This is a genomic window from Mesorhizobium sp. M0011 (genome assembly GCF_040324155.1).
GTDB lineage: Bacteria > Pseudomonadota > Alphaproteobacteria > Rhizobiales > Rhizobiaceae > Mesorhizobium.
On record NZ_JAMYVQ010000024.1, the window covers coordinates 33006 to 53179 of the forward strand.

Below are 20174 nucleotides of genomic sequence, written 5' to 3' on the forward strand. Positions count from 1 at the left end.
GATGGGAACACTCGCCCTCGCGCTGCTTGGCCAGGCCTGGCCGTATCTTCTGGCAATGGGCGCCGCGCTTGCCGGTGTCTGGACCGCCTATGCCAAGGGCAAGGCCAGCCAGAAGGCCAGGCAGGATGCCGCCGACGCAGCGGCGCGCACCGAAGCCCAGAAGATCGACGATGCCGTCGCCGGCCGGGCGCCGGACGACAACAGGGGGAGGCTGGCCAGATGGTCAAAATCATAGCGCTCTCGCTCCTGCTGGCCGGCTGCACCAAATCAGGCGGGTCGTTCTGCGCGGCCGGGCATCCCCTCCGGCCGACAAGGGCAGAGGCGGCGACCCTTTCCGATGCGTCGGTGGCGGCGATCCTGGCTCACAACGAAAAGGGCCAGAAACTTTGCGGCTGGAGGCCATGATGAACGATCTTTTCGACCTGCTCGGCATCAAGGGACCGGTCGTGGCGGCGGGTCTCGCCGGCGGCGTTCTGCGCGCGCTGTCGCGGCATCGCTACAAGCTGCGCGAAATGGTGGCCTCGCCGATCTGCGGCGCACTTGCGGCGGCCTACCTGACGCTACCGGCGGTTTCCTACGCCAGGATCGCCGGCCTGCCGATGCCCGATCCCGCCGACGACACCACCACGCTGGCGGCTGCCTTCCTGATCGGCGTCTGCGCCATGTGGATTTCGGACGTGCTGTTCGACTTTGTGGTGCGGAGATTCAAGCCGGGGGTGGAGGAGTAGCTATTGGCACCGCGTCGTCTGTTGGCTACTGCCTCGGAATTACCGAGGCAGGCAACCTGGCGCGGCGCTGCTCTCATTTCCAGAAACGACCGCTGCCCGCTTCGGCTCACGCCGGGGCGGCTTTTTTGTATTTCCGATCGGCTATTGCTGAGCGGCATTCGATCTGACCGGTCTCGTCATCGCCCGTTGTCACAAGCAAGTTAATCATGTCGGTTATGCATAATGATTATTGTTAATTTTTGATTGATGTACTGAAACTAGATAAAGACTTGAGCGGATGAAGTGTTCATATATTGTTAAACAAGAGGTAGACCACAGAAGACGGAAGCCATCTCCATCATCAAACGGGAGTAGCTTTCATGAACAAGTTCACTGTTATTTTAGCCGCTGTTGCAGTTGCATCGTCCGTTGGAGCCGCCGAGGCAGGTTGTGGGTGCGGAGGTTCGGGCGGCTGGGGAGGCAATTCGGGCAGCCTGATCAATGTTTCGCCATCCATCGACCTTGGCAAGATCACCGCGCTGAACGACGTGCTCAGCGGCAACAACATCCTGAGCGGCAATGTCGTCTCAGGCATTCTGAACGGCAACAAGACCAACATCGTCGGTGGCGTTCTGAGCGGGCTCGGCGTCAACCTGCTGGGCGGCAACAGCTACAGGCTGGGCAAGCGCCACTAGTTCGGCGCTGCATTCCAATCATCGAAGACAACCCAAAATAGCCCGTTCCGGTTCGCCGGGCGGGCTATTTTCGCGTGTCGGGCCGATCAAGCGAGGATGTTGACCGCGCGTGCCGCGACCAGCGCGATGGTCAGCAGCGAGATCATGGCCTCGGCCATCATCAGCAGCTTGGCGCGCTGGGAGAGTGGCAAGGTATCGGTGGGCGAAAATGCGGTCGCATTGGTGAAGGCGAGGAAGAAATAATCGACGAAGCCGGGCAGCCAATCTCGAAGCTCACGGTCGTTCAACGTCATCTGCGCGAACAGGAAATCGGCCTGTGCGAGCTTGACGAGGCCGCAGGTCGGCGGACCGCCGCGGTCGGTGCTCCAGAACCACAAGGCAAACACGATGACGTTGGTAACCCAGATGTTGAGTGCGTCGATCAGCAGCGTCGTACCGCTGTTGCCGGCATGGCCCTCCAGCAAGGCACGCACCAGCAGGACCAGCGAACCGCAATTCATGATGCTGATGATGGCGGTCATGGTCAGGGCTGTTCTGCGGATCATGACCCGAAACTGGCCGATCGCATGCCACTCGTGGTCCTCGACCGCCTTTCGGGTGGCGGCCTGTGTCCAGGCGGTGGCCACCGACAAGGGCAGCAGCAGGGCCGCCTCCAGCGCGGGCGCCACCCAGCGCGGCCCGAATGAGAGATTGTTGATGACCAGAAGCTGCAGGCAGATGATGACGAGAACGGCCGCACGGGCCATCCAGAAATCGAGCGCACGGTAATGAATGACGGCATGGTGGTGGCGCATTTTTCAAATCCTGGATGCTTTTTTGGGGACGGGAGCCGGTCAGGCGTAGGCGACACCTGCCGCGATCACGCCCAAGGCGCCATGCCCGGCATGTTCAGGGTGCTGCGGGATGGCGTGTTCCATTGTTGTCTTGCTGGCATGTGATGACGGGAGAGGCGGCATGGTGGCGCGAAACTCTGCCTCAATCTTGGTTTTGCCATGGTCGGCCAAGTATACATTTTCGTAAGCTTCAAGTTCTGGGCTGTTCGTAAAACCGTCCGGTGTGATTTATCCACCGCATGACGCGAATCGACGAACCCATGAACGGTTGGCTGCCGGTCGGCAGTTCTGTTCCAGGCGACTGGCGGCAGTCGTCGATCTGGCCGGGTCTGATGCGCTATCCAGAAGCCGGCCTGGCGCTTTTATGCCTGACGCAGATCCTGTGCTGGACCGTGGTTCCGGCGCTTGTCGATGCCGCCCCGCCCGGCGATGTCGTCGAGAGCTTCATGTGGGGCCGCGAATGGGTGCTTTTGACCTACAAGCATCCGCAGCTCCCCGGCTGGCTGCTCGAGATCAGCCATCTTCTGACCGGATCGTTCCGCTGGCCGCAATATCTGCTCGCCCAGCTTGTCGTCTCGGCGACCTTCGTCTTCGTCTACCTGCTGGCCCGCGACATGCTCGGGAGAACCCGCGCGCTGGCCGCCGTGCTTTTGATGCCGTCATTGTATTTCTTCGGCTGGCCGACACCGCAGTTCAATCATGATTACGCGCAGATGCCCTTCTGGGCCGCAATCTGCTGGCTGCTGTGGCGTGCGGGCCGTGGCGGTGGGCCGGGCTGGTGGCTGCCGCTCGGACTGGTGTCGGGCGTCGGGCTCTATGCCAAGTTTTCCACCGGGTTGCTGTTGCTCTTCGGGGCGATCTGGCTGTTGTCGGACACACGGGCACGCAACCGGCTCGCCACGCCCTGGCCCTGGCTTGGGCTCGCGGTTTTCCTCGCCGTCGCCGCGCCGCTGGCCGTCCAGCTCTACCGCATCGATTTCCTGCCGCTGACCTATGTCGCCGGCCGCGATGAATGGGTGTTGGTCCACCGCGCCCGCCTTTACTATATCGGTGTCCAAATGGCGGGGCTCTGCGGCTTATTGCTGGTGCTGGCGATATCGGGGCTGTTGCGGCGTTCGCCCGCGCCGGAACAGCCCATCGAGCGCGGCGCGCTGGCCTATCTCGTGTGGATGGGGCTTGGTCCGGCGGTGCTTGTCATGGTGGCTTCGCTGTTCACCGGCGCCGGCGAGGCGTGGGGCGCGCCGATGTACAATCTGGTCGGCGTTGTGGCGCTCGCCTTGCTGGGTCATCGGCTCGGCGCCGTCGAACTGCGACGGCTGGCGATCTGCGCGTTCGCCTGCATCCTCGGCATGTCCGGTGCCTATGCGGGCATCCGCTGGACGAGTTGCAATTTGCGCGGGCGCATGGATGCCGTCTGCTGGCCAGCGCGGCAGATTTCGGACGAAGCCGAGGCGGTCTGGCACGCGGCGGTGCCCGGTCGGCTCGACATCGTCGGCGGCGATACCCGCATCGCGTTGCTGGCGGGCCTCAACGCCTATGACAAGCCGTCGATCTTCACCGACCTCGACATGCGGCTCGCCCCCTGGATCACCAGCCAGCGGCTGCGCGATCACGGCATGCTCCTGGTCTGGCCCGGGAGCGGCGTGCCACCTCGGCTGCTGGCGTGGCTGGGCAACATCCCCGCCAAGACCGTTCTTTTCGACTGGTCGCTCAGGGCACCACCGGTGGCGATCAGCTTTGCCGCCATTCCGCCTGGCATGAAGCTACCGGGTTTGATCGACAGGCTCGCCCAAACGAGCAACTGAAGTAGATCCACCGCGTCCGCTGGACGAAGCAGGTGACAATGCCCATTTATGGCGAGACCACTTGCTTTTACGCAATTCCAGACGGAAAACCGCTACACACTTTTCCTGGAATTGCTTTTGAGGAGACGTGACATGGCGACTTCGACCGAACGTGCAGTCCTTGCCGGCGGCTGTTTCTGGGGCATGCAGGATTTGATACGGCGCTATCCAGGCGTCATCTCCACCCGCGTCGGCTACAGCGGCGGCGACGTGCCCAACGCCACCTATCGCAACCATGGCAGCCACGCCGAAGCGATCGAGATCAATTTCGATCCGGCCATCATAAGCTATCGCACGCTGCTGGAACGCTTTTTCCAGATCCACGATCCGACGACGCGCAACCGCCAGGGCAACGATGTCGGGACGAGTTATCGCTCGGCGATCTATTACACCAGCGACGAACAGAAGCGCGTCGCCGAGGACACCATCGCCGATGTCGATGCCTCGGGCCTGTGGCCGGGCAAGGTTGTCACCGAAGTCGCACCCGTTGGTCCATTCTGGGAAGCCGAGCCCGAGCATCAGGACTATCTGGAGAAATATCCCAACGGATACACCTGCCACTTCGTCAGGCCAGGCTGGAAGCTGCCGGTTCGCGAGACGGCGGTTTCGTAGATTTGCAACTGCGATTTGCCCTGCATTGCTGCTCGACGGTGTCGTCGAGCAGATCATCGCATCCAAACCCCTTTCGGTCAGCGCGGCTTGTCGCGTCGGTGAAGCCATCGAGCTTTCACCAATGTGCGAAAGCGCCCTTCGAACACCTTCGTCAACGGCGAATGCGGATGCGGTAGGCAAACACGGTCAGGCGGTTGACAGCCTGCCGTATCGCGGTCCAACTGCGCAGGAAGAGTTGATTTCGGGAGACGGGCCGTGAAAAAAGTTTACGAAAAACCAGTGTTTGTAAAACGCGAGCGTCTTTCGGTTGTCACTGCCTTGGCATCGCCTTCCACTCAGCCGACCTGACAAGCTCGCCCTGACCTGTCGGCCCGTTTGAGCCGCCGAAGATGAGGCCGATCGAATCGACCGATCACTCGGAGCCGATCACAGCCGTTTTTGTCCTCGATATCTCTAACTATACGGGGCCTCTGCTCGCCGGCTGGCTAGAGGCTGGAAATGCAATTGGCGCGATCATCGTGCCCGGGTTCCGGCGTCGTCCCACCGGTTTCAGCATTGGCAATTTCCGGCGAAGGCTTCAACGCAAGCTGCTGCTCAGGCGGTTTATCGGTAACACGCCTGTCAAGTTGATCGAATTTGGCCGCCCTTACGATTGGAATGCGCTTGGTCGGCAATTGTCTGACGTCCGCGCCGATGTGCTGGTCTGCTACACTTTGCCTGTCTTGATCCCTCAAGAGGTTCTTGGCCATTTTTCCAAAGGCGGGGTCAACCTCCACCCGGCGCTGCTCCCCGACTATCGAGGGCCCCACCCGATCCAGCGCTTGGCCGTGGACGGCCGGCATGCGGCTCATGGCGGCGTCACGCTCCACAAGATGTCCGCCGGTTTTGACGAGGGTGACATTCTCGGGCAGGTGCCGTTTTCCGAAGCTGACTGGACATCGAGAGAAGCCCTGGTCGACAGCACGGCAACCGCTATGCGGATTCTGGTGAGCGAGGCGGTGCCGACCTACTGCCGGGGGCTGTTGTCAGGAATGCCGCAGCCGAAAGGCGATTTCGTCTGGGCGCGGCTTCAGCCCAGCCACCTGATAATCTCGCCGGCCATGTCGGTCGAGCATGTTGTACGGCTATGGCATGTGCTTGGCCTTCTGCCAGGCATCTATTTTGAAATCGGAACGCGCAAAGTCAGGCTGGGATTCCAGATCAGAAGGCTGGGGCCCTGCACAGGAAAGGCTCCGGTCAGGCGGTGGGGAACAGTGGAATTTGATCTCGCCAACGGTCGGGTCCTGTATTTTACCTACGGTAGAGTGCTCAAACGGCTGCTCAATTCGAAACACCTATTTTCGCGCCCGCCCGCCGGGAGACCCGCTCCAGAAATCCGGCTGTTCGGCAAAGCGAGTGCTGCGGACCAGAAAAACGGATGAAGCCGCTGGGCGACGCCCAGCGGCTTCATCCGTTTGCGACGTGGTTACTTGCCACAATGATTATCGTTTACCGTTGGCGCCGTCGCGTTACCATCGGCGTCCGGCTGCGCGCCTTGCGGGTTGGTCGGGCAATTCCGATCCGCGTTCGAATTCATGTCCCCTACCGTGCCAGTCGTGCTGTTGGTCGTGCCCGGGTCGACAGTGTCCGGCTCGATCGTATTCGGGGAAGCCGGCGTGTTCGGCTCAACCGTCACCGACTTGCCGCTGCCGCTTCCATTTGCGTTGTTGCTGCCGGCGCTTTGCGCCATGGCTGACGTGGCCAGACCAATGGTGAGAACCGAAGCTGCGAGGATTTTCATGAACATGGTTTGTCTCCATTTCTGTGAAGTCGTCGCTTATTTTCTACGAAAGTGATCGCGTTGCGACTGTGGGGACAACCGGTCGCGGCGGCGAAGGTTCCCGACAAAATTCCGCTCAGGTACACCGTGACTGGCGCAATGCTTTTGGCGCAGTGCTCTGAAAAAACGGCTTTCCCTTGAACTCGAATGATGCTTTAAGGCGCACATCCACAGGGGTGCTCCGTACGGTCGGGGCTGAGACGGGGGCGGCAAGCCCACAGACCCTAGAAGCTGATCTGGGTAATACCAGCGGAGCGAGGCGGGCGATGTTTTCAGGCGCACAGATTTCCCTATACCCCATGACCGACGATTTCGTCGGTGTCATTCTTGGCGCGCTCGGTGCGCTCGATCCCTGGCGCGACAAGCTCAGGATCGAGACCGACGACATCTCGACCTTGCTGGTCGGGCCGCCCGAAGTGCTGTTTCCCGCCATGCGCGACCTCTTCGTGGCGGCGGCACGTAGCGGCAAACATTGGGTGTTGTCGGCCACCATCTCGCGCGGGTGCCCTGGCGAGCCGGATGATCCGATCTGCCGCTCCGATGCACTTGGCGGGCCTGTCGGGCCACTCGGCCCGCGCAAGGATGCGGCCATCGCGGCGGTGCGCAATGCTGCTGCCACCGGCCAGCCGGCGGCGGCGCAGTTCTCGCTCTATGTGATGGGCACCGACGACCACATGGACGAGATCTACGGCTGCATCGATTTTCTCAAGCAGTCCGGCGTCTATGAGCGTTCCAAGCATTTCTGCACGAAACTGCGCGGTGATGCCGGTGCGATCTTTTCGGCGCTGGACGAGGCCTTCTGCCGCTTCGGACCAGGCGCCGGCCACGTAACCCTCGACGTCACGGTCTCGGCCAACAGCCCGTCGGCTGTCTGAGCCAGCCGCGCTTTCGCGGCCGTCAAAGGTTATCTCCCGTGGTCTCATCATCAGTCGCTTCGCGCCCGATCGCGAGCTTTCTTGTCAAGGCAATGCCGGCCATGATCTCGGTCGGTTTGCTCCTAGTGGCGTGGGAGCTTTATGCCACCTATTCCGGCATCAGGCCGACGATAATGCCGGCGCCGTCGCGCGTTTTCGAGCAAGCGCTGCTCAATCGCCAGGCGCTGGCCGACAACGCCATTCCGACCATCGGCGCCACGCTGCTCGGCTTTGCCTGTTCGCTCAGTGCCGCCTTTGCGCTGTCGGTGCTGGTCGACTTCTTCCAGCCGCTGCGGCGTGCGCTGTTTCCCGTCTTCATCGTCAGCCAGACATTGCCGCTGGTGGCGATCGCGCCGCTGGTGGTGCTGTGGTTCGGCTTCGGACTGGCGCCCAAGATCATGCTGGTGGCACTGGTCACCTTCTTTCCAATGCTGGTGGCATTGGTCGAAGGTTACGAGTCGACCGAGGCCGAGATCGGGCAGATGCTGCGCGCCATGGGGGCGGGGCGCTGGCGCGTCTTCGTGCTGGCGCGGCTGCCTTCGGCGCTGCCTTACTTCTTTGCGGGCCTGAGGATCTCCATCTCTTATGCCGTGGTCGGCGCCATTTTCGCCGAATATGCAGGTGCCGCGAAGGGCTTGGGCATCTATATGCTCAACGCCAAGAACAATTTCCGCCCCGACCTGGTGCTGGCCGCCGTCGGTGTCAGCGCTGCGCTCACACTTGTCCTGTTCGGGTTGACTGTAGTGCTGCAGCGCCTTGCCATGCCTTGGGAGCATGCCGGCAAGGAAGCCGCAGGGAAGCGGCGATGAGCCGCCTCGAGCTAAGGCATGTGTGCAAGGCGTTCGGTGGGCTCGACGTTCTGGCCGACATTTCGCTGAGTGTCGGCGCTGGTGAATTCGTCTCGATCCTTGGGCCCTCGGGCGCCGGCAAGTCGACGCTGTTCCAGCTTCTGACCGGCGCCGAGCATGGCGAGGGCGAGATGTTGTTCGACGGCGCACCCCTCGACGACCACGGCAGGCATTTCGCCTTTATGCCGCAACGCGACGCGCTGATGCCGTGGCGGCGGATCCTCGACAACACGACGCTCGGGCTCGAAGTGCAAGGCATGAGGAGACAGGCGGCGCGGGCGCGCGTTGCGCCGTTGTTTGCCGAATTCGGGCTTGCCCGCTTCGAGCGGCATTTTCCAGCGCAACTGTCCGGCGGTATGCGCCAGCGCGCGGCCTTGCTGCGCACGGTGGTGCAGCAACGCGACATGCTTTTGCTCGACGAGCCGTTCGGCGCGCTCGACGCGCTGACCCGCACGGCCATGCAGCGCTGGCTGGAACAGATGTGGCGGCATCATCGCTGGACGGCGCTCCTGATCACCCATGACGTGCGCGAAGCCGTGTTCCTGTCCGACCGCATCTATGTGCTGTCGGCGCGCCCGGCCCGCATCGTGCGTGAAATCAAGGTGCCGCTGCCGCGCCCGCGCAGCCTTGGCGGCGATGCCGCGCGCCAGGCAAGTGCGCTCGAGGCCGAGATTCTCGACATCATCCTCAACCCCACCCCATCCAAAGGACACGATCATGATTGACTTGACGCGCCGGCAGGCCTTGTTGCTGACCCTTGCCACAGGCCTTCCGCTCATTGCCGGATCGGGGCGAGCCCAAGCACAATCGGCACAAAAGGTCACCGTTGCCCTCGACTGGACGGTCAACACCAACCACATCGGACTGTTCGTCGCCCGCGACAAGGGCTTCTATCGCGAGGCCGGGCTCGAGGTCGACATCCTGCCTTACAGCGATACCGGTGCGGGCACGCTGGTAGCAAATCGCGTCGCCGATTTCGGCATCAACGGCACCATCAGCCTGTTCACCCAGAGAACCGCCGGAGCGGACCTGAAGGGCGTCTATGCGGTGGTGCAATCGGAAACCGGCCGCGTGGTCTTCAATGCGGCCCGCAGCGAGATAGTAAGCCCGAGAAACCTCGACGGCCTGACCTATGGCGGCTTCGGCAGCGCCTGGGAAAACGCCCTGATATCGACCATCATCCGCCATGATGGCGGCAAGGGCAATTTCGAGACGGTGACGCTCGGCACCTCAGCCTATGAGGCGCTGGCCAATGGTTTGGTCGATTTCACGCTCGAAGTCTCGACCTGGGAAGGTGTCGAAGCCGAGCTCAAGGGCGTCAAACAACGCAGCTTCATCTATGCCGATTACGGCGTGCCTGACGAGCATACGACACTGATCTCTTCGAGCGAAGCCTATCTCCAGGCAAACCCCAAGCCTGCGGCAGCCTTTGTCCAGGCGACACGGCGCGGCTACCAGTTCGCGGTCGATCACCCCGAAGATGCGGCAGCCCTGCTGATCGCGGCCAACAACGATGCGTTGACCAATCCGGCGCTGATCCACGCCTCGCTGAAGGCGCTGATCGACGGCCATTATCTGCGCAGCCAAAGCGGCGCCATCGGGACGATGGATTCGGCCAAGATGGAAGCGATCGGCGACTATCTCTTCGCGTCCGGAATCTTGCGCGATGCCGATGGCAAGCTGGTTGCTCAACGCCCGGATTTCGGGAGCTATTTCCGCAACGACTATCTGAGCTAGTCTGCCAAGATCAAATGAAATGGGTCGCCCGTCTTTCTGGACGACCGCGTGGAGCAGGGTCGTCTGGATGTGGTACCCTGGCTCCCCGACAGCCAGTTTAACACCGATCTGATCTTGTTGATTAACTGCCCGGCAATGGTTGCGTGCAAAGGTCGCCTCGAGGATCATCGGGGTGTTTGCATTGCTCATATCAAAAAGCGAGGCGCTTTCGCACGTCAGTGACGGCAGGATTCTGTCCGCAGCCCGAAAGCGCGAAATCCTGGCGGATTTGCGCGAAGGTTTCTTTCGGATCTGCGCGCTGGCCTTCGCGGGCATGTTCGTCTACCGCGGCGTATATCACCTGATGCTCGACCCGACCCGCATCAATGTGGCGCTGGTGGCAATCTCCGAGATCCTGACCTTTACCTGGCTGCTTCTGTCGCGGCGACCGCAGGTACGCGACTGGAACCCGCTGACGGTGGTTGTTTCGGTGGTCGCCAGCTTCGGTGTCGGCTTCATCGACCTGGAACCGGGCGTGGCCATCATCCCGGTCTATGCCGCTGCGCCGCTGCAAGTCCTGGCGTTGGGGTTCGTGATCTGGGGGAAGATATCGCTAGGGCGTTCTTTCGCCATTCTGCCGGGCAATCGCGGCGTGATGACCGACGGTGCCTACCGCCTGGTGCGGCACCCGATCTATGCCGGATACCTTGCCGGTCATGTCCTGTTCCTGCTGTCGGCCTTTTCCTTCTACAATCTTGCTGTCTACGCCGCGATCACCTTCTTCCAGGTTCATCGCATCCTGCGCGAAGAGGCGCTGTTAGCCGCCACGCCGGAATACCGGGACTATATGAAGCGCGCCCACTACAGGCTGTTCTACGGGATCGTCTGACAAGCGGGCCGGCGCAGAATCGTTCGGCCTGCAATCACGCTTGCACTCTCTCACTCCCGCATCCGGCCGCCGATAGACTCTGGCCACTTGCAATCATCGCGGCGGTCTTGCTGATCTTGCGAGAGGCCTATCCATGTCCAGCGCGGTGTGCGGCATGGAGCAGAGTAACGTCCGATCGCCAATGCCTTACGAATTGTTCGTGTAAAGAACAATTATTCAAACTTTAATATCATTTTGTTTCAGAAATTTTGTTGATGTACACCACGCCTCAGGTTCAGTATTCTCTCTCTGAAACTGAAATTCACCACCTCGCGTAGTTGATCTTGCAATCGGCCTCTCGCCAATTGCTTTAGCGCAACGACAACAGGAGAGTGTTATGGCTCACACCATCAAGACAGTCGCCAATATGTTGGCGGGTAGTGCGGTAATTTTAGCTCTTTCCCTGCCCGCCAATGCTGCGGGAATCGGCCTTGGCGTTGGTGCCTCGGTGGGTGGTAGCGGCGGCGTCAATGCCGGTGTCGGGGCTTCCGTTGGCGGCAGTGGCGGCATCAGTGCCGGAGTGGGCGCCTCGGTCGGCGGCAGCGGTGGTGTAAATGCCGGTGCCGGTGCCAATGTTGGCGGCTCGAGCGGTGTCAATGCTGGTCTCGGCGCTTCGGTCGGCGGCAGCAACGGCATCAATGCCGGCGCGGGCGCCAACATCGGAGGGTCTGGCGGCATTACGGCCGGCCTTGGCGCCAATGTAGGCGGGACGAGCGGCGTCGGCGTGGGTATTGGTGGCGGCATCAATCCAGGCAATCCGTCGAACCCGAGCAATCCGTCCAATCCGTCAAACCCCAGCAGGCCGAGCCTGCCGGGTGTCGTGGCCCAGATGTCGGATAGCAACGTGGCGCGAATGAAGAAGCGCTGCGTCGACGTGCTCAGCAGCGAAGGCGCCTACGACCGCGATCTACGGCAACTCTGCCTCCTGATCGCTCGTCGCTGATACTGGAGGGGCCGGGGATTGGAAGTGCCGAATCAGCCGTGAGGCTCGACCGCACTCTCCTGGCCTCCGGCCGGTAGGAAAGCCCGCCACGCTGGCGGGCTTTCTGCGTCCACAGGCGTGCCGGAATCAAATTCTGGTTGCCATCATCTGGATGGCCGCTTCTGTTGCCGGCAGACCTCTTCCGCACGCGATGCCCGCCACAATCGCGCGGAACGGTAGAGCCTTTGGAGCGCTCGTCTTTGAACATCGCTATGAGTCTTGGAACCATACCGATCATCATTGCGCTGCTTGGCGGCCTCAGCGGCCTCGGTGGCGGTCCGTTCTACGGCACCGGCTACTATGGCGGCGGCGGCCTTGGGCTCGTGCTGCTCATCGCCATCGTGCTTGTCGTGCTCGGGCGTATCTAGCCGGGTTATCGCAACTGATCGCAATCTCGTGAGCGCCCCCAATATCGGCGTGCACCGGATTGTGATGCAGGCAAGCCGGCTTGTGATCCTGCACTCTGCAAAACTTTCGTATGGTCATTGCGGTCCACACCCCCCCGTGGAAACAAGAGGAGAGGGTCCCACCCCTTGTCCTCCTCCAAGGCCCGCTCCGGTTCACCGTAGCGGGCTTTTGCTTGCTGGCGAGGGGAAACCGGCTCGCATCAAACCCTATGGGCAAGGCATCCAGAAGCTGACGCCAGTCGACTATTCCATGTCAGGTACGTCGCCGCTGACGAAGAGCGTGTTCGGCGGGCCGTATTCGCCCAGCGTCGGATCGGCCTCGCGGCTCCAGGCGATGACGCCGGCATGCTTTGCCGCTAGAGCCCTGGCGGTGCGTATGGCGCGGTCTTCGCTCTGCTGGTCGGCGGGTCCAAAGGCTGGGAACAACTCGCCATCCTCACCGCGATCGAACGCGACCACGACGATCAGCCTGGGATTTTTCTGGCCACTGGAATCGGACATCTTGCACCTTTGTCGCGGAACCTATCACATTGCGCGGGGTTGAAGGCCGCGAATCGATGAATGCCGACTTTGGGGAGTGGCATCGTGCAAGATCAGCGTTTCGATGAGCCGGTCAGGATTGCGCTCGGCCCATCGCGAAACTCGATCTTCAACGTGGAGCGGGTCGCTCAGGCTGCCGACATCCTGCTGAACCGCTGGCCGGTTGCACCCGGGCAAAAGCATATGGTTGCCCGTAAGGTCTGTCTGGCCGTGCTAGAGGGAAAGAAAGAAGTCTCGGCGGCAAGGGCGGCGTTCATCAACGCCGCTATCGAGGCGGACATTCTCGTTGAGCCGCGTGAGGTGTCGATCCCGTAGCCTGCCCGGTGAAATTGAATCAAGGATCGGCTCTATCCTCTTGGTTGATCTCGGTCTTTCACACCAGCTTTTCCGGGCCATGGCAACCGGCCAGTTCGGCGCGCTCTGCGGACAATCCGAAATTCGGGGTTCATTGGGCCTGTTTCCGGCATCTGTTGACACGGCATTTCTATCCAGATATTGAACAGGACTATACAGGTTCACTGAACAGGTACCTATATGAAGCGGCGCGCGGTTCAACTGTCTCCCGGTACGGGCAAACCCGAGCAGATCGCCACCGTTCTCGAACATGAAATCCGCTCCGGTGTTCTCGGCTTCGGCGACCGCCTGCAAAGCGAGAATGAACTTGTCCAGCGCTTCTCCGTCAGTCGCAATACGGTCCGCAAGGGCCTCGAAGAACTGTCCAGCCGCGGGCTGATCACGACCAGGGTTGGTATTGGCTCGTTCGTCACCTTCGACGGCAAGCCGGTCGATGACTCCATCGGTTGGTCGCGCGCGCTGGCCGATGCCGGCGCCAATGCCGAGACGCGGACGCTGCGGCTGGAGGTCATCGAAGACCCCGATCTGGCTGCGCTGCTTGGTATCGAAAGCCCGTTCTTCATTGCCGTTGACCGGGTGCGCACCAACGCCAGCGACGGCCATGCGATCTCCATCGAGCGCAGCCGGCTGCCATTGTCCTCCGAGCTTGAGGACGTACCGTTGCGCGGACTGCGCGAGGGCTCGCTGCACCAGACGCTGCGCGCCGCCGGCCTCATTCCCGACCATGGCGAGGAATGGGTCGAGATCGAGATGCTCAATGCCGAGGATGCGGCCATCCTCGGTTGCCCACAAGGCACGCCCTTCCTGCGCGGCCGCCGGCTGACGCGTGCGGCTGACGATCGGCCGATCGAGTATGTCACCAGCCTGCTCAACCCGGCACATTTTGCGCTGCATATGAGGTTCTGAGCGATGTCGGATGCAACCAGCAAGGCCATCGATCGCGCCATGGGCGCGCTTGTCGGCGGAGCGCTGGGAGATGCGCTCGGCATGCCGACGCAGCTTTTGTCGCCGGTTCGCATTGCCGAACTCCACGGCCATGTCGAGGATTTCATCGAGCCTTTCGCCGATCATCCGGTGTCGAAGGGACTGGCTGCCGGCACCATCACCGACGACACCGAACAGGCGCTGCTGCTCGGCCGCATCCTGGTCGAATCCGGCGACCGTTTCGACCACGCGCGCTGGGTCAATGCGCTGCTCGACTGGGAGCGCGAGGTCAAGGCGCGCGGCAGCTATGATCTCTTGGGGCCGTCGACCAAACGGGCCATCGACGCCATCAACAATGGCGTACCGGCCGAGGAAGCGGGACGCAGCGGCGACACCAATGGCGCGGCCATGCGCATCGGGCCTGTCGGCATCATGATGCCGCTCGAACCATTGGAGGCGTTCGTCGCCAAGGTGGCGGAGACCTGCCGGGCGACGCACAACACCTCGATCGCAATCGCTTCCGCTGCTGCCGTTGCCGCTGCCGTCAGCCGCGGCATCGCCGGCGGTGGCTGGCGCGATGCTTCCGCCAGCGCCGTCGCGGCGGCGAGGCGAGGGGCGACGCTTGGTCATTGGGTCACCGGCGGCGACATCGCCGCGCGTATCGTCTGGGCGCAGGACATCGTGCGCGGCAAGGCGATCAGGGATGCCATTCGGCTGATCACCGATCTGGTGGGTACCGGCGTCGCCAGCCAGGAATCCGTCCCGGCGGCCTTCGCCGTGCTGGAAGTCGCCCGTGGCGACCCATGGCAAGCAGCTATCATCAGCGCCAATATCGGCGGCGACACCGATACGATCGGCGCCATCGCCGCCGGCATGGCCGGCGCCTGCAGCGGTTTTTCCCGATTGCCGCAACAGCATATCGCCCGGCTTGTCGGCCTCGACATGTCAGAGGTTCGCGCGCTTGCCGCCGACCTCGTGGCAGCAAGGGTGGCGAAAATCGGTTCCGGCAAGGATGCGGCGGAATGAGCGGCCGTCTCGTCCATGTCGGCAGTGCCGTGGTCGACTATGTCTACCGCATCGACGCCCTGCCGGCGCCCGGCATGGAAAAGACGGCGTCGAGCTTCGCCCAGGTCGCCGGCGGCGGCTTCAACATGATGGTCGCGGCCAGCCGCACCGGCATGCAGGTGGTGTTCGGCGGCCAACTCGGCAGCGGACCCAATGGCGATTTCCTGCGTGCCGCTTTCGCCGCCGAGGGCATCGCGACGCTGACGCCGCCATCGCCATTGACGGACAGCGGCAACTGCGTCGCCATGATTTCGAGCGACGCCGAACGCACCTTCGTGTCGTGGCCAGGGGCGGAGAGCGTGCTCAGCCGCGACCTGATGGCGCCGGTCGCGGTGGCGCCGGGAGACTGGGTGTTCACCTCCGGCTACACGCTAAGCTATCCCAAGAGCCGCGATGCGCTCACCGATTGGATCGAGGCACTTCCGGCAGATATTCCCTTCGTCTTCGATCCGACCCCGGTCATCTCGGACATTCCGCGCCCGATCCTGTCGCGGGTGCTTGCCCGCACCACATGGCTGAGCTGCAACAGGACGGAGGCGGTCGAGATTGCTGGCCCGGGCGATGTCGAGGACCTCGCGGCGCGACTTCTGGTCGACCATTGCCCGCAAGCTGCCGGTGTGGTCATCCGTTCCGGGCCAAAGGGGTGCCACGTACGGTTGGCCAATGGGTCAGCGCAGACCATTGCCGGCTTCAAGGTCAACGCCGTCGACACCAATGGCGCCGGTGACACCCATATCGGCGCTTTCGTCAGCGCGCTGGCTCGGGGCATCCCGCCCTTCGAGGCAGCGCGCTATGCCAATGCTGCGGCGGCGATTTCGGTCACCCGCCATGGCGGCTCGTCGGCGCCGAGCGATCACGAAATCCAGACATTCCTGAGCCATGCCGCCGACCCGCCGGGCGCAGGCCGGACACAAAAGGCCAATGCATAACAGCTGGAAAGCCTGACAAGCCCGGGAACCGGGCAAACCCCCAGAGAGGAACCAACCATGCGCATGCCCGACTTGACTGCTCTGCTGACGGCGACCGCCGTCTTTACCTCCGCACTCGCGTTCGCCGCCAAGGCCGACGAAGTGCATGTGCTCAACTGGAAAGGCTACGGCGCCGACGAGCCGTGGGCCGTCGAGGCTTTCGAAAAGGCGACCGGCAACAAGGTCGTCAACGACTTCTTCAATTCCGAACAGGAAATGCTGACCAAGATCCGGACCAATCCCGGCCTCTACGACGTGGTCATGATCAACGCCGCCTTCAACGACCAGGCGATGGCCGGGAAACTGATCCAGCCGATCGATACGTCCAAGCTGCCGAACTACGCCGACATCAGCAAGGACAAGGCGGGATCGCCGATGCTCGTCCATGACGGCAAGGTCTATGGCGTGCCGTGGGTGTGGGGCCTCACCGCGCTCGCCATCAACGAAAAATCCTTCGACAAGCCGCCGACAAGCATCGCCGAGATGTGGGATGCCGCCCACAAGGGCCGCGTCGTCATTCGCGACGACGCCGTTGAAGCGGTGCAGTTCGGCGCCATTGCCACCGGCCAGAACATCAACGACATCAAGGATATGGATGCGGTCAAGGCGAAGCTCACCTCGCTGATGCCGCAGATCAAGACCTTCTGGAGTTCGGAGAACGACTGGAACCAGATGGTCGCCTCCAACCAGATCGACATCGGCACCTACTGGAGCGGCTCGGCCGATCGCGCCAAGACGCATTTCAAGCTGCCGGTCTCGCTGGTGGTGCCGCAGGAAGGCGCCGTTGCCTGGCTCGACGCGTTTTCCATTCCGGTCGGCGCCAAGAACGTAGCCGGCGCCGAGGCCTTCATCAACTACATGATCGACCCGAAATTCTACGTCGAATGGGTCACCAAGGTCGGTGCTCCCGTCTCCGCCAACACCAAGGCGGTGGAAGCGCTGCCCGAGGATGCCTTCAACCGCAAGGTCATGGGTGATCCCGAAGTGGCCAAGCGCATCCAGTTCCAGGCGCCGATCACCGACGCCCAGCGCGAAGCCTATCTGGCGCTCTGGCAGCAGCTTAAGGTCGACGTGAAGTAATCACAGCCAGGCCAGCCGGCGGTTCGCGTCGGCTGGTTCTTCCAATACTGGGAGGAGGGTACCATGGCAGCTGCGACAGCGTCGCGAAGCGGGCTGAGATCGGCATTGCCGCTGCTGGCGCCAGCCTATCTCTGGCTGACGGTGGCGATCTTCCTGCCGCTGTCGGCCATGGTCTTTTTCTCGTTCATGACCGAGCTGCCGCTGTCGGGAAAACCGTGGGCGTTCACGCTTGGCAACTATGCCGCCTTCTTCTCGCAAAGCCTCCATCTGACGCTGCTGCTGGCCTCGCTGCGGCTTGGCCTCGAAGTGACGCTGTGGTGCGTCGTCATCGGCTATCCCGCGGCTTACGTGCTCGCCAAGGTGCTGAAGGGGCGCAGCCGCGAGGCGATCTTCCTGCTCGTCATCCTGCCGTTCTGGTCGAACGGGCTGGTGCGCATCTTCTCCTGGGCGATGGTTTTGCGCGAAGGTGGCATCCTTGACACCGCGCTCAACGCGGTGCTGCCGTTCAAGATCAACATCGACCTGATGTATTCCTATCCGGCCGTCATCATCGGGCTGGTGCATTCCTATGTGCCGTACATGGTGCTGACCTGTTATCTCACGCTGCAGGCGATCGACGACTCGTTGATCGAGGCCGGGCGTTCGCTTGGAGCCTCGCGGTTGCAGGTGCTGAAGCGGGTGATCATCCCGCTGTCGATGCCGGGGTTGGTCGCGGGTGCGGCGCTGATCTTCGTGCCGGTCGTCGGCTCGTTCATGGAACCGCGCATCCTCGGCGGCCGCACCGGCACCTTCTACGGCACGGTCATCGAGGACCAGTTCGTCGCCGTGTTCAACTGGCCGCTCGGTGCAGCGCTCTCCTTCATCCTGCTGGCGGTGGTGCTGGTCATCCTGGCGGTGGCGTCGCCGGTGCTGCGGAGGGCCGCGTGATGGCGACGACCCGCATCCTCGAATGGCTCGGCCGTCTCTACATCTGGCTGCTGCTCGCCTTTCTTTATCTGCCGATCATCATCATGGCGCTGATGTCGTTCAATGTTTCGCCCTTCTACCAACTGCCGTTCGAATGGACGACCGAATGGTACGCCTCGCTGTGGCAGAACGACCAGCTGATCGCGGCCACCTGGAACAGCGTCGAGATCGCGGTCATCACCACGATCATCTGCGTGGTGCTCGGCTCGGCTGCATCATTGGCGCTCTATCGCTACGAATTTCGCGGCAAGAAGTTCCTGCAGGCGATGCTGTTTCCGCCGATCGCCATACCGTGGCTGATCACCGGCACGGCGATGCTGATTTTCTTCTTCGGTGTCGGCATCGGCCGCGGCCTGCATGCGATCCTGCTCGGCCATGTCGCGCTGGCGCTGCCCTATGTCATCGTCGTCGTCTCGGCCCGGCTGCAGACCTTCGCGCCGGAGCTGGAAGAGGCGGCGCGCTCGCTCGGCGCCAACCAGTGGCAGGTGACGAGGCGCGTTACGCTGCCCTGGATCATGCCCGGCGTCATCGCCGGCGGGCTGTTTGCGTTTGCCGTTTCGTTCGATCAGTTCGTCGTGTCCTATTTCCTGGCGACGCCGGGCCAGACGACGCTGCCGGTCGAAATCTACGCCGCGATCCGCAAGGGTTTTACGCCCGAGATCAACGCGGTCTCGACCATCATCATTGTCGTGTCGATGGCGCTGATGCTGCTGACAGCGCGGTTCTTCAAATTCGGCGGAGAGAAATAATGGCCGGCGTGCAGGTATCTGATGTCTCGCGCAGTTTCGGCGCGCACAAGGCACTGGACGATGTCTCTATCGATTTCGCCGATGGCGGCTTCTATGCGCTGCTCGGGCCATCGGGCAGCGGCAAGACCACGCTGCTCAGGCAGATCGCGGGGTTCGATTTTCCCGATTCCGGCCGCATCACCATCGGCGGCGAAAGCGTTGAGCGGGTGCCGGTCGAAAAGCGGCGCATCGGCATGGTGTTTCAGAACTATGCGCTGTTTCCCAATATGAGCGTTGCCGACAATGTCGCCTTCGGCCTGTCGGTGCGCGGCGAGGCCAGGGCGATCATCGCTACCGAGGTGCAGCGCGCGCTCGATCTGGTGCAGCTCGGCAAGCTTGGTGGCCGCCGGCCGCACCAGCTCTCCGGCGGTCAGCGGCAGCGTGTGGCTCTCGCCCGCGCCATCGTCACCAAGCCGCGCGTGCTGCTGCTCGACGAGCCATTGGGCGCGCTCGACAAGGCGTTGCGTGTCGACATGCAGATCGAGCTCAAACGTATCCAGCGCGAGATCGGCATCACCACGATCTTCGTCACGCACGACCAGGAAGAAGCGCTGACGATGAGCGACCGCATCGGCATATTGCGCGACGGCAGGCTGGTGCAGGAGGGGCCGCCGGAGGAGATCTATAACAGGCCGAAGAGCGAGTTCGCCGCCACCTTCCTCGGCGACGCCAACCTTTTTCGCGGCGATACGACGGGCGATGGCATCCGGCTGCCGGACGGCACGGCGATTGCCGCTGGCGCGGGTGCCAAGCTTGCCGCCGGCGCCAAGGCGAGCTGCGCCGTGCGCCCCGAACGCATCCGCATCGCCACGGATGCCGGAGCACCAGATGGCACCGCCAACATGCTCAAGGGGCAGGTTTCCAAGCGCATCTTCGCCGGCAACAACAGCACCTATTTCGTCGAGCGTGGCGGCCAGACGTTGAAGGTGATTGTGCAGAACACGGGTGTCGACAGGCTGGCGGAAGGTCAGGAGGTCGTTCTGCGCTGGTCGCCGGAGAGTACGGTGTTGATCGCGGCGGGATAGTCGACGCGGTTCGATAGATGGGGCTGTTGGCGTTCCTTCGCACCCCCCTCTGCCCTGCCGGGCATCTCCCCCGCAAGGGGGGAGATCGGCTGCTTCAGCGCCGATGCTCTTCCCGAAGCGTTGGGAATTTGCGAAGGCGGATATGAGGGCCAATCTCCC

General features: G+C 62.5%; 27 protein-coding genes and 1 riboswitch. Of the genes, 23 read left to right on the forward strand and 4 right to left on the reverse strand.

Translation table 11 applies throughout. The features are described from left to right. Nucleotide 1 precedes the first annotated feature (1 nt). The 4 genes from NKK51_RS23470 (at nt 2) to NKK51_RS23485 (ending at nt 1402) form a co-directional block, all read left to right on the forward strand. Complete coding sequence (locus tag NKK51_RS23470; protein ID WP_023814075.1) at nt 2-235, forward strand: hypothetical protein; 234 nt, start codon at nt 2-4, stop codon at nt 233-235. Next, entirely contained in the window at nt 220-405 is a 186-nt protein-coding gene (locus NKK51_RS23475) for a hypothetical protein (protein WP_032909564.1), read from the forward strand. Before NKK51_RS23470 ends, NKK51_RS23475 begins: the two co-directional genes overlap by 16 nt. After that, complete coding sequence (locus NKK51_RS23480; RefSeq protein ID WP_352554764.1) at nt 405-728, forward strand: hypothetical protein; 324 nt, start codon at nt 405-407, stop codon at nt 726-728. Before NKK51_RS23475 ends, NKK51_RS23480 begins: the two co-directional genes overlap by 1 nt. 359 nt (nt 729-1087) lie before the next feature. Next, nucleotides 1088-1402 carry a hypothetical protein gene (locus NKK51_RS23485; protein ID WP_127297818.1) on the forward strand — a complete coding sequence of 105 codons (315 nt, stop codon included), beginning with the start codon at nt 1088-1090 and terminating at the stop codon, nt 1400-1402. Between the two features lie 86 nt (nt 1403-1488). Here the strand turns inward: NKK51_RS23485 and NKK51_RS23490 are convergent, their stop codons facing one another. Further along, a complete protein-coding gene (locus tag NKK51_RS23490; protein WP_023814072.1) occupies nt 1489-2196 on the reverse strand; it encodes a hypothetical protein in 708 nt (235 codons plus the stop codon). A gap of 39 nt (nt 2197-2235) precedes the next feature. Beyond that, entirely contained in the window at nt 2236-2406 is a 171-nt protein-coding gene (locus NKK51_RS23495; protein ID WP_164762750.1) for a hypothetical protein, read from the reverse strand. 89 nt (nt 2407-2495) lie between these two features. Between NKK51_RS23495 and NKK51_RS23500 the strand changes: the two genes are divergently transcribed. From NKK51_RS23500 to NKK51_RS23515, 4 genes are all read left to right on the forward strand, one after another. Then, nucleotides 2496-4040 (forward strand): glycosyltransferase family 39 protein, encoded by a 1545-nt coding sequence (locus tag NKK51_RS23500; RefSeq protein ID WP_352554738.1) that lies wholly within the window; start codon nt 2496-2498, stop codon nt 4038-4040. A 132-nt stretch (nt 4041-4172) separates the two neighbouring features. After that, nucleotides 4173-4691: a peptide-methionine (S)-S-oxide reductase MsrA gene (gene msrA / locus NKK51_RS23505; protein WP_127297815.1), complete on the forward strand. Its 519-nt coding sequence runs from the start codon at nt 4173-4175 to the stop codon at nt 4689-4691. A gap of 25 nt (nt 4692-4716) precedes the next feature. Next, nucleotides 4717-4950, forward strand: a complete 234-nt coding sequence (locus NKK51_RS23510) for a hypothetical protein (RefSeq protein ID WP_155930624.1) — start codon at nt 4717-4719, stop codon at nt 4948-4950. A 130-nt stretch (nt 4951-5080) separates the two neighbouring features. Further along, nucleotides 5081-6112, forward strand: coding sequence for a formyltransferase family protein (locus NKK51_RS23515; protein WP_352554739.1), 1032 nt, complete (start codon nt 5081-5083; stop codon nt 6110-6112). A gap of 44 nt (nt 6113-6156) precedes the next feature. Here NKK51_RS23515 and NKK51_RS23520 read toward each other — a convergent pair whose 3' ends face one another. Then, a complete protein-coding gene (locus NKK51_RS23520) occupies nt 6157-6477 on the reverse strand; it encodes a hypothetical protein (protein ID WP_352554740.1) in 321 nt (106 codons plus the stop codon). Between the two features lie 195 nt (nt 6478-6672). Next, nucleotides 6673-6786: riboswitch (TPP riboswitch) on the forward strand. Between NKK51_RS23520 and NKK51_RS23525 the strand changes: the two genes are divergently transcribed. The 7 genes from NKK51_RS23525 (at nt 6777) to NKK51_RS23555 (ending at nt 12266) form a co-directional block, all read left to right on the forward strand. Beyond that, complete coding sequence (locus NKK51_RS23525) at nt 6777-7385, forward strand: YkoF family thiamine/hydroxymethylpyrimidine-binding protein (RefSeq protein ID WP_352554741.1); 609 nt, start codon at nt 6777-6779, stop codon at nt 7383-7385. (Overlaps the previous riboswitch by 10 nt.) A gap of 92 nt (nt 7386-7477) precedes the next feature. After that, nucleotides 7478-8233: an ABC transporter permease gene (locus tag NKK51_RS23530; RefSeq protein ID WP_352554765.1), complete on the forward strand. Its 756-nt coding sequence runs from the start codon at nt 7478-7480 to the stop codon at nt 8231-8233. Beyond that, nucleotides 8230-8997, forward strand: a complete 768-nt coding sequence (locus NKK51_RS23535) for an ABC transporter ATP-binding protein (RefSeq protein WP_352554742.1) — start codon at nt 8230-8232, stop codon at nt 8995-8997. Before NKK51_RS23530 ends, NKK51_RS23535 begins: the two co-directional genes overlap by 4 nt. Beyond that, nucleotides 8990-10009: an ABC transporter substrate-binding protein gene (locus NKK51_RS23540; protein ID WP_023814064.1), complete on the forward strand. Its 1020-nt coding sequence runs from the start codon at nt 8990-8992 to the stop codon at nt 10007-10009. Before NKK51_RS23535 ends, NKK51_RS23540 begins: the two co-directional genes overlap by 8 nt. A gap of 172 nt (nt 10010-10181) precedes the next feature. Continuing rightward, a complete protein-coding gene (locus NKK51_RS23545; protein WP_031213862.1) occupies nt 10182-10877 on the forward strand; it encodes a methyltransferase family protein in 696 nt (231 codons plus the stop codon). 376 nt (nt 10878-11253) lie between these two features. After that, the gene (locus NKK51_RS23550) at nt 11254-11859 is read left to right on the forward strand and encodes a hypothetical protein (RefSeq protein WP_031213861.1); all 606 of its coding nucleotides are present in this window, start codon (nt 11254-11256) and stop codon (nt 11857-11859) included. A 251-nt stretch (nt 11860-12110) separates the two neighbouring features. Then, nucleotides 12111-12266: a DUF3309 family protein gene (locus NKK51_RS23555; protein ID WP_023814061.1), complete on the forward strand. Its 156-nt coding sequence runs from the start codon at nt 12111-12113 to the stop codon at nt 12264-12266. 282 nt (nt 12267-12548) lie between these two features. Here the strand turns inward: NKK51_RS23555 and NKK51_RS23560 are convergent, their stop codons facing one another. Beyond that, nucleotides 12549-12806, reverse strand: a complete 258-nt coding sequence (locus NKK51_RS23560; protein ID WP_023814060.1) for a hypothetical protein — start codon at nt 12804-12806, stop codon at nt 12549-12551. An 84-nt stretch (nt 12807-12890) separates the two neighbouring features. Between NKK51_RS23560 and NKK51_RS23565 the strand changes: the two genes are divergently transcribed. The 8 genes from NKK51_RS23565 (at nt 12891) to NKK51_RS23600 (ending at nt 20015) form a co-directional block, all read left to right on the forward strand. After that, on the forward strand, nt 12891-13160 hold the full coding sequence (locus NKK51_RS23565) for a DUF982 domain-containing protein (RefSeq protein ID WP_031213859.1): 270 nt from the start codon (nt 12891-12893) through the stop codon (nt 13158-13160). A gap of 219 nt (nt 13161-13379) precedes the next feature. After that, a complete protein-coding gene (locus NKK51_RS23570; RefSeq protein WP_023814058.1) occupies nt 13380-14105 on the forward strand; it encodes a GntR family transcriptional regulator in 726 nt (241 codons plus the stop codon). 3 nt (nt 14106-14108) lie between these two features. Further along, nucleotides 14109-15149, forward strand: coding sequence for an ADP-ribosylglycohydrolase family protein (locus tag NKK51_RS23575; protein WP_023814057.1), 1041 nt, complete (start codon nt 14109-14111; stop codon nt 15147-15149). Further along, entirely contained in the window at nt 15146-16117 is a 972-nt protein-coding gene (locus NKK51_RS23580) for a PfkB family carbohydrate kinase (protein WP_023814056.1), read from the forward strand. The genes NKK51_RS23575 and NKK51_RS23580 overlap by 4 nt, the downstream gene beginning before the upstream one ends. 57 nt (nt 16118-16174) lie before the next feature. After that, nucleotides 16175-17236: an ABC transporter substrate-binding protein gene (locus NKK51_RS23585; protein ID WP_031213857.1), complete on the forward strand. Its 1062-nt coding sequence runs from the start codon at nt 16175-16177 to the stop codon at nt 17234-17236. Between the two features lie 63 nt (nt 17237-17299). Next, the gene (locus tag NKK51_RS23590) at nt 17300-18163 is read left to right on the forward strand and encodes an ABC transporter permease (protein ID WP_352554743.1); all 864 of its coding nucleotides are present in this window, start codon (nt 17300-17302) and stop codon (nt 18161-18163) included. Then, complete coding sequence (locus NKK51_RS23595) at nt 18163-18951, forward strand: ABC transporter permease (RefSeq protein ID WP_023814053.1); 789 nt, start codon at nt 18163-18165, stop codon at nt 18949-18951. Before NKK51_RS23590 ends, NKK51_RS23595 begins: the two co-directional genes overlap by 1 nt. Further along, the gene (locus NKK51_RS23600; RefSeq protein ID WP_023814052.1) at nt 18951-20015 is read left to right on the forward strand and encodes an ABC transporter ATP-binding protein; all 1065 of its coding nucleotides are present in this window, start codon (nt 18951-18953) and stop codon (nt 20013-20015) included. Before NKK51_RS23595 ends, NKK51_RS23600 begins: the two co-directional genes overlap by 1 nt. The last annotated feature ends 159 nt before the right edge of the window (nt 20016-20174 follow it).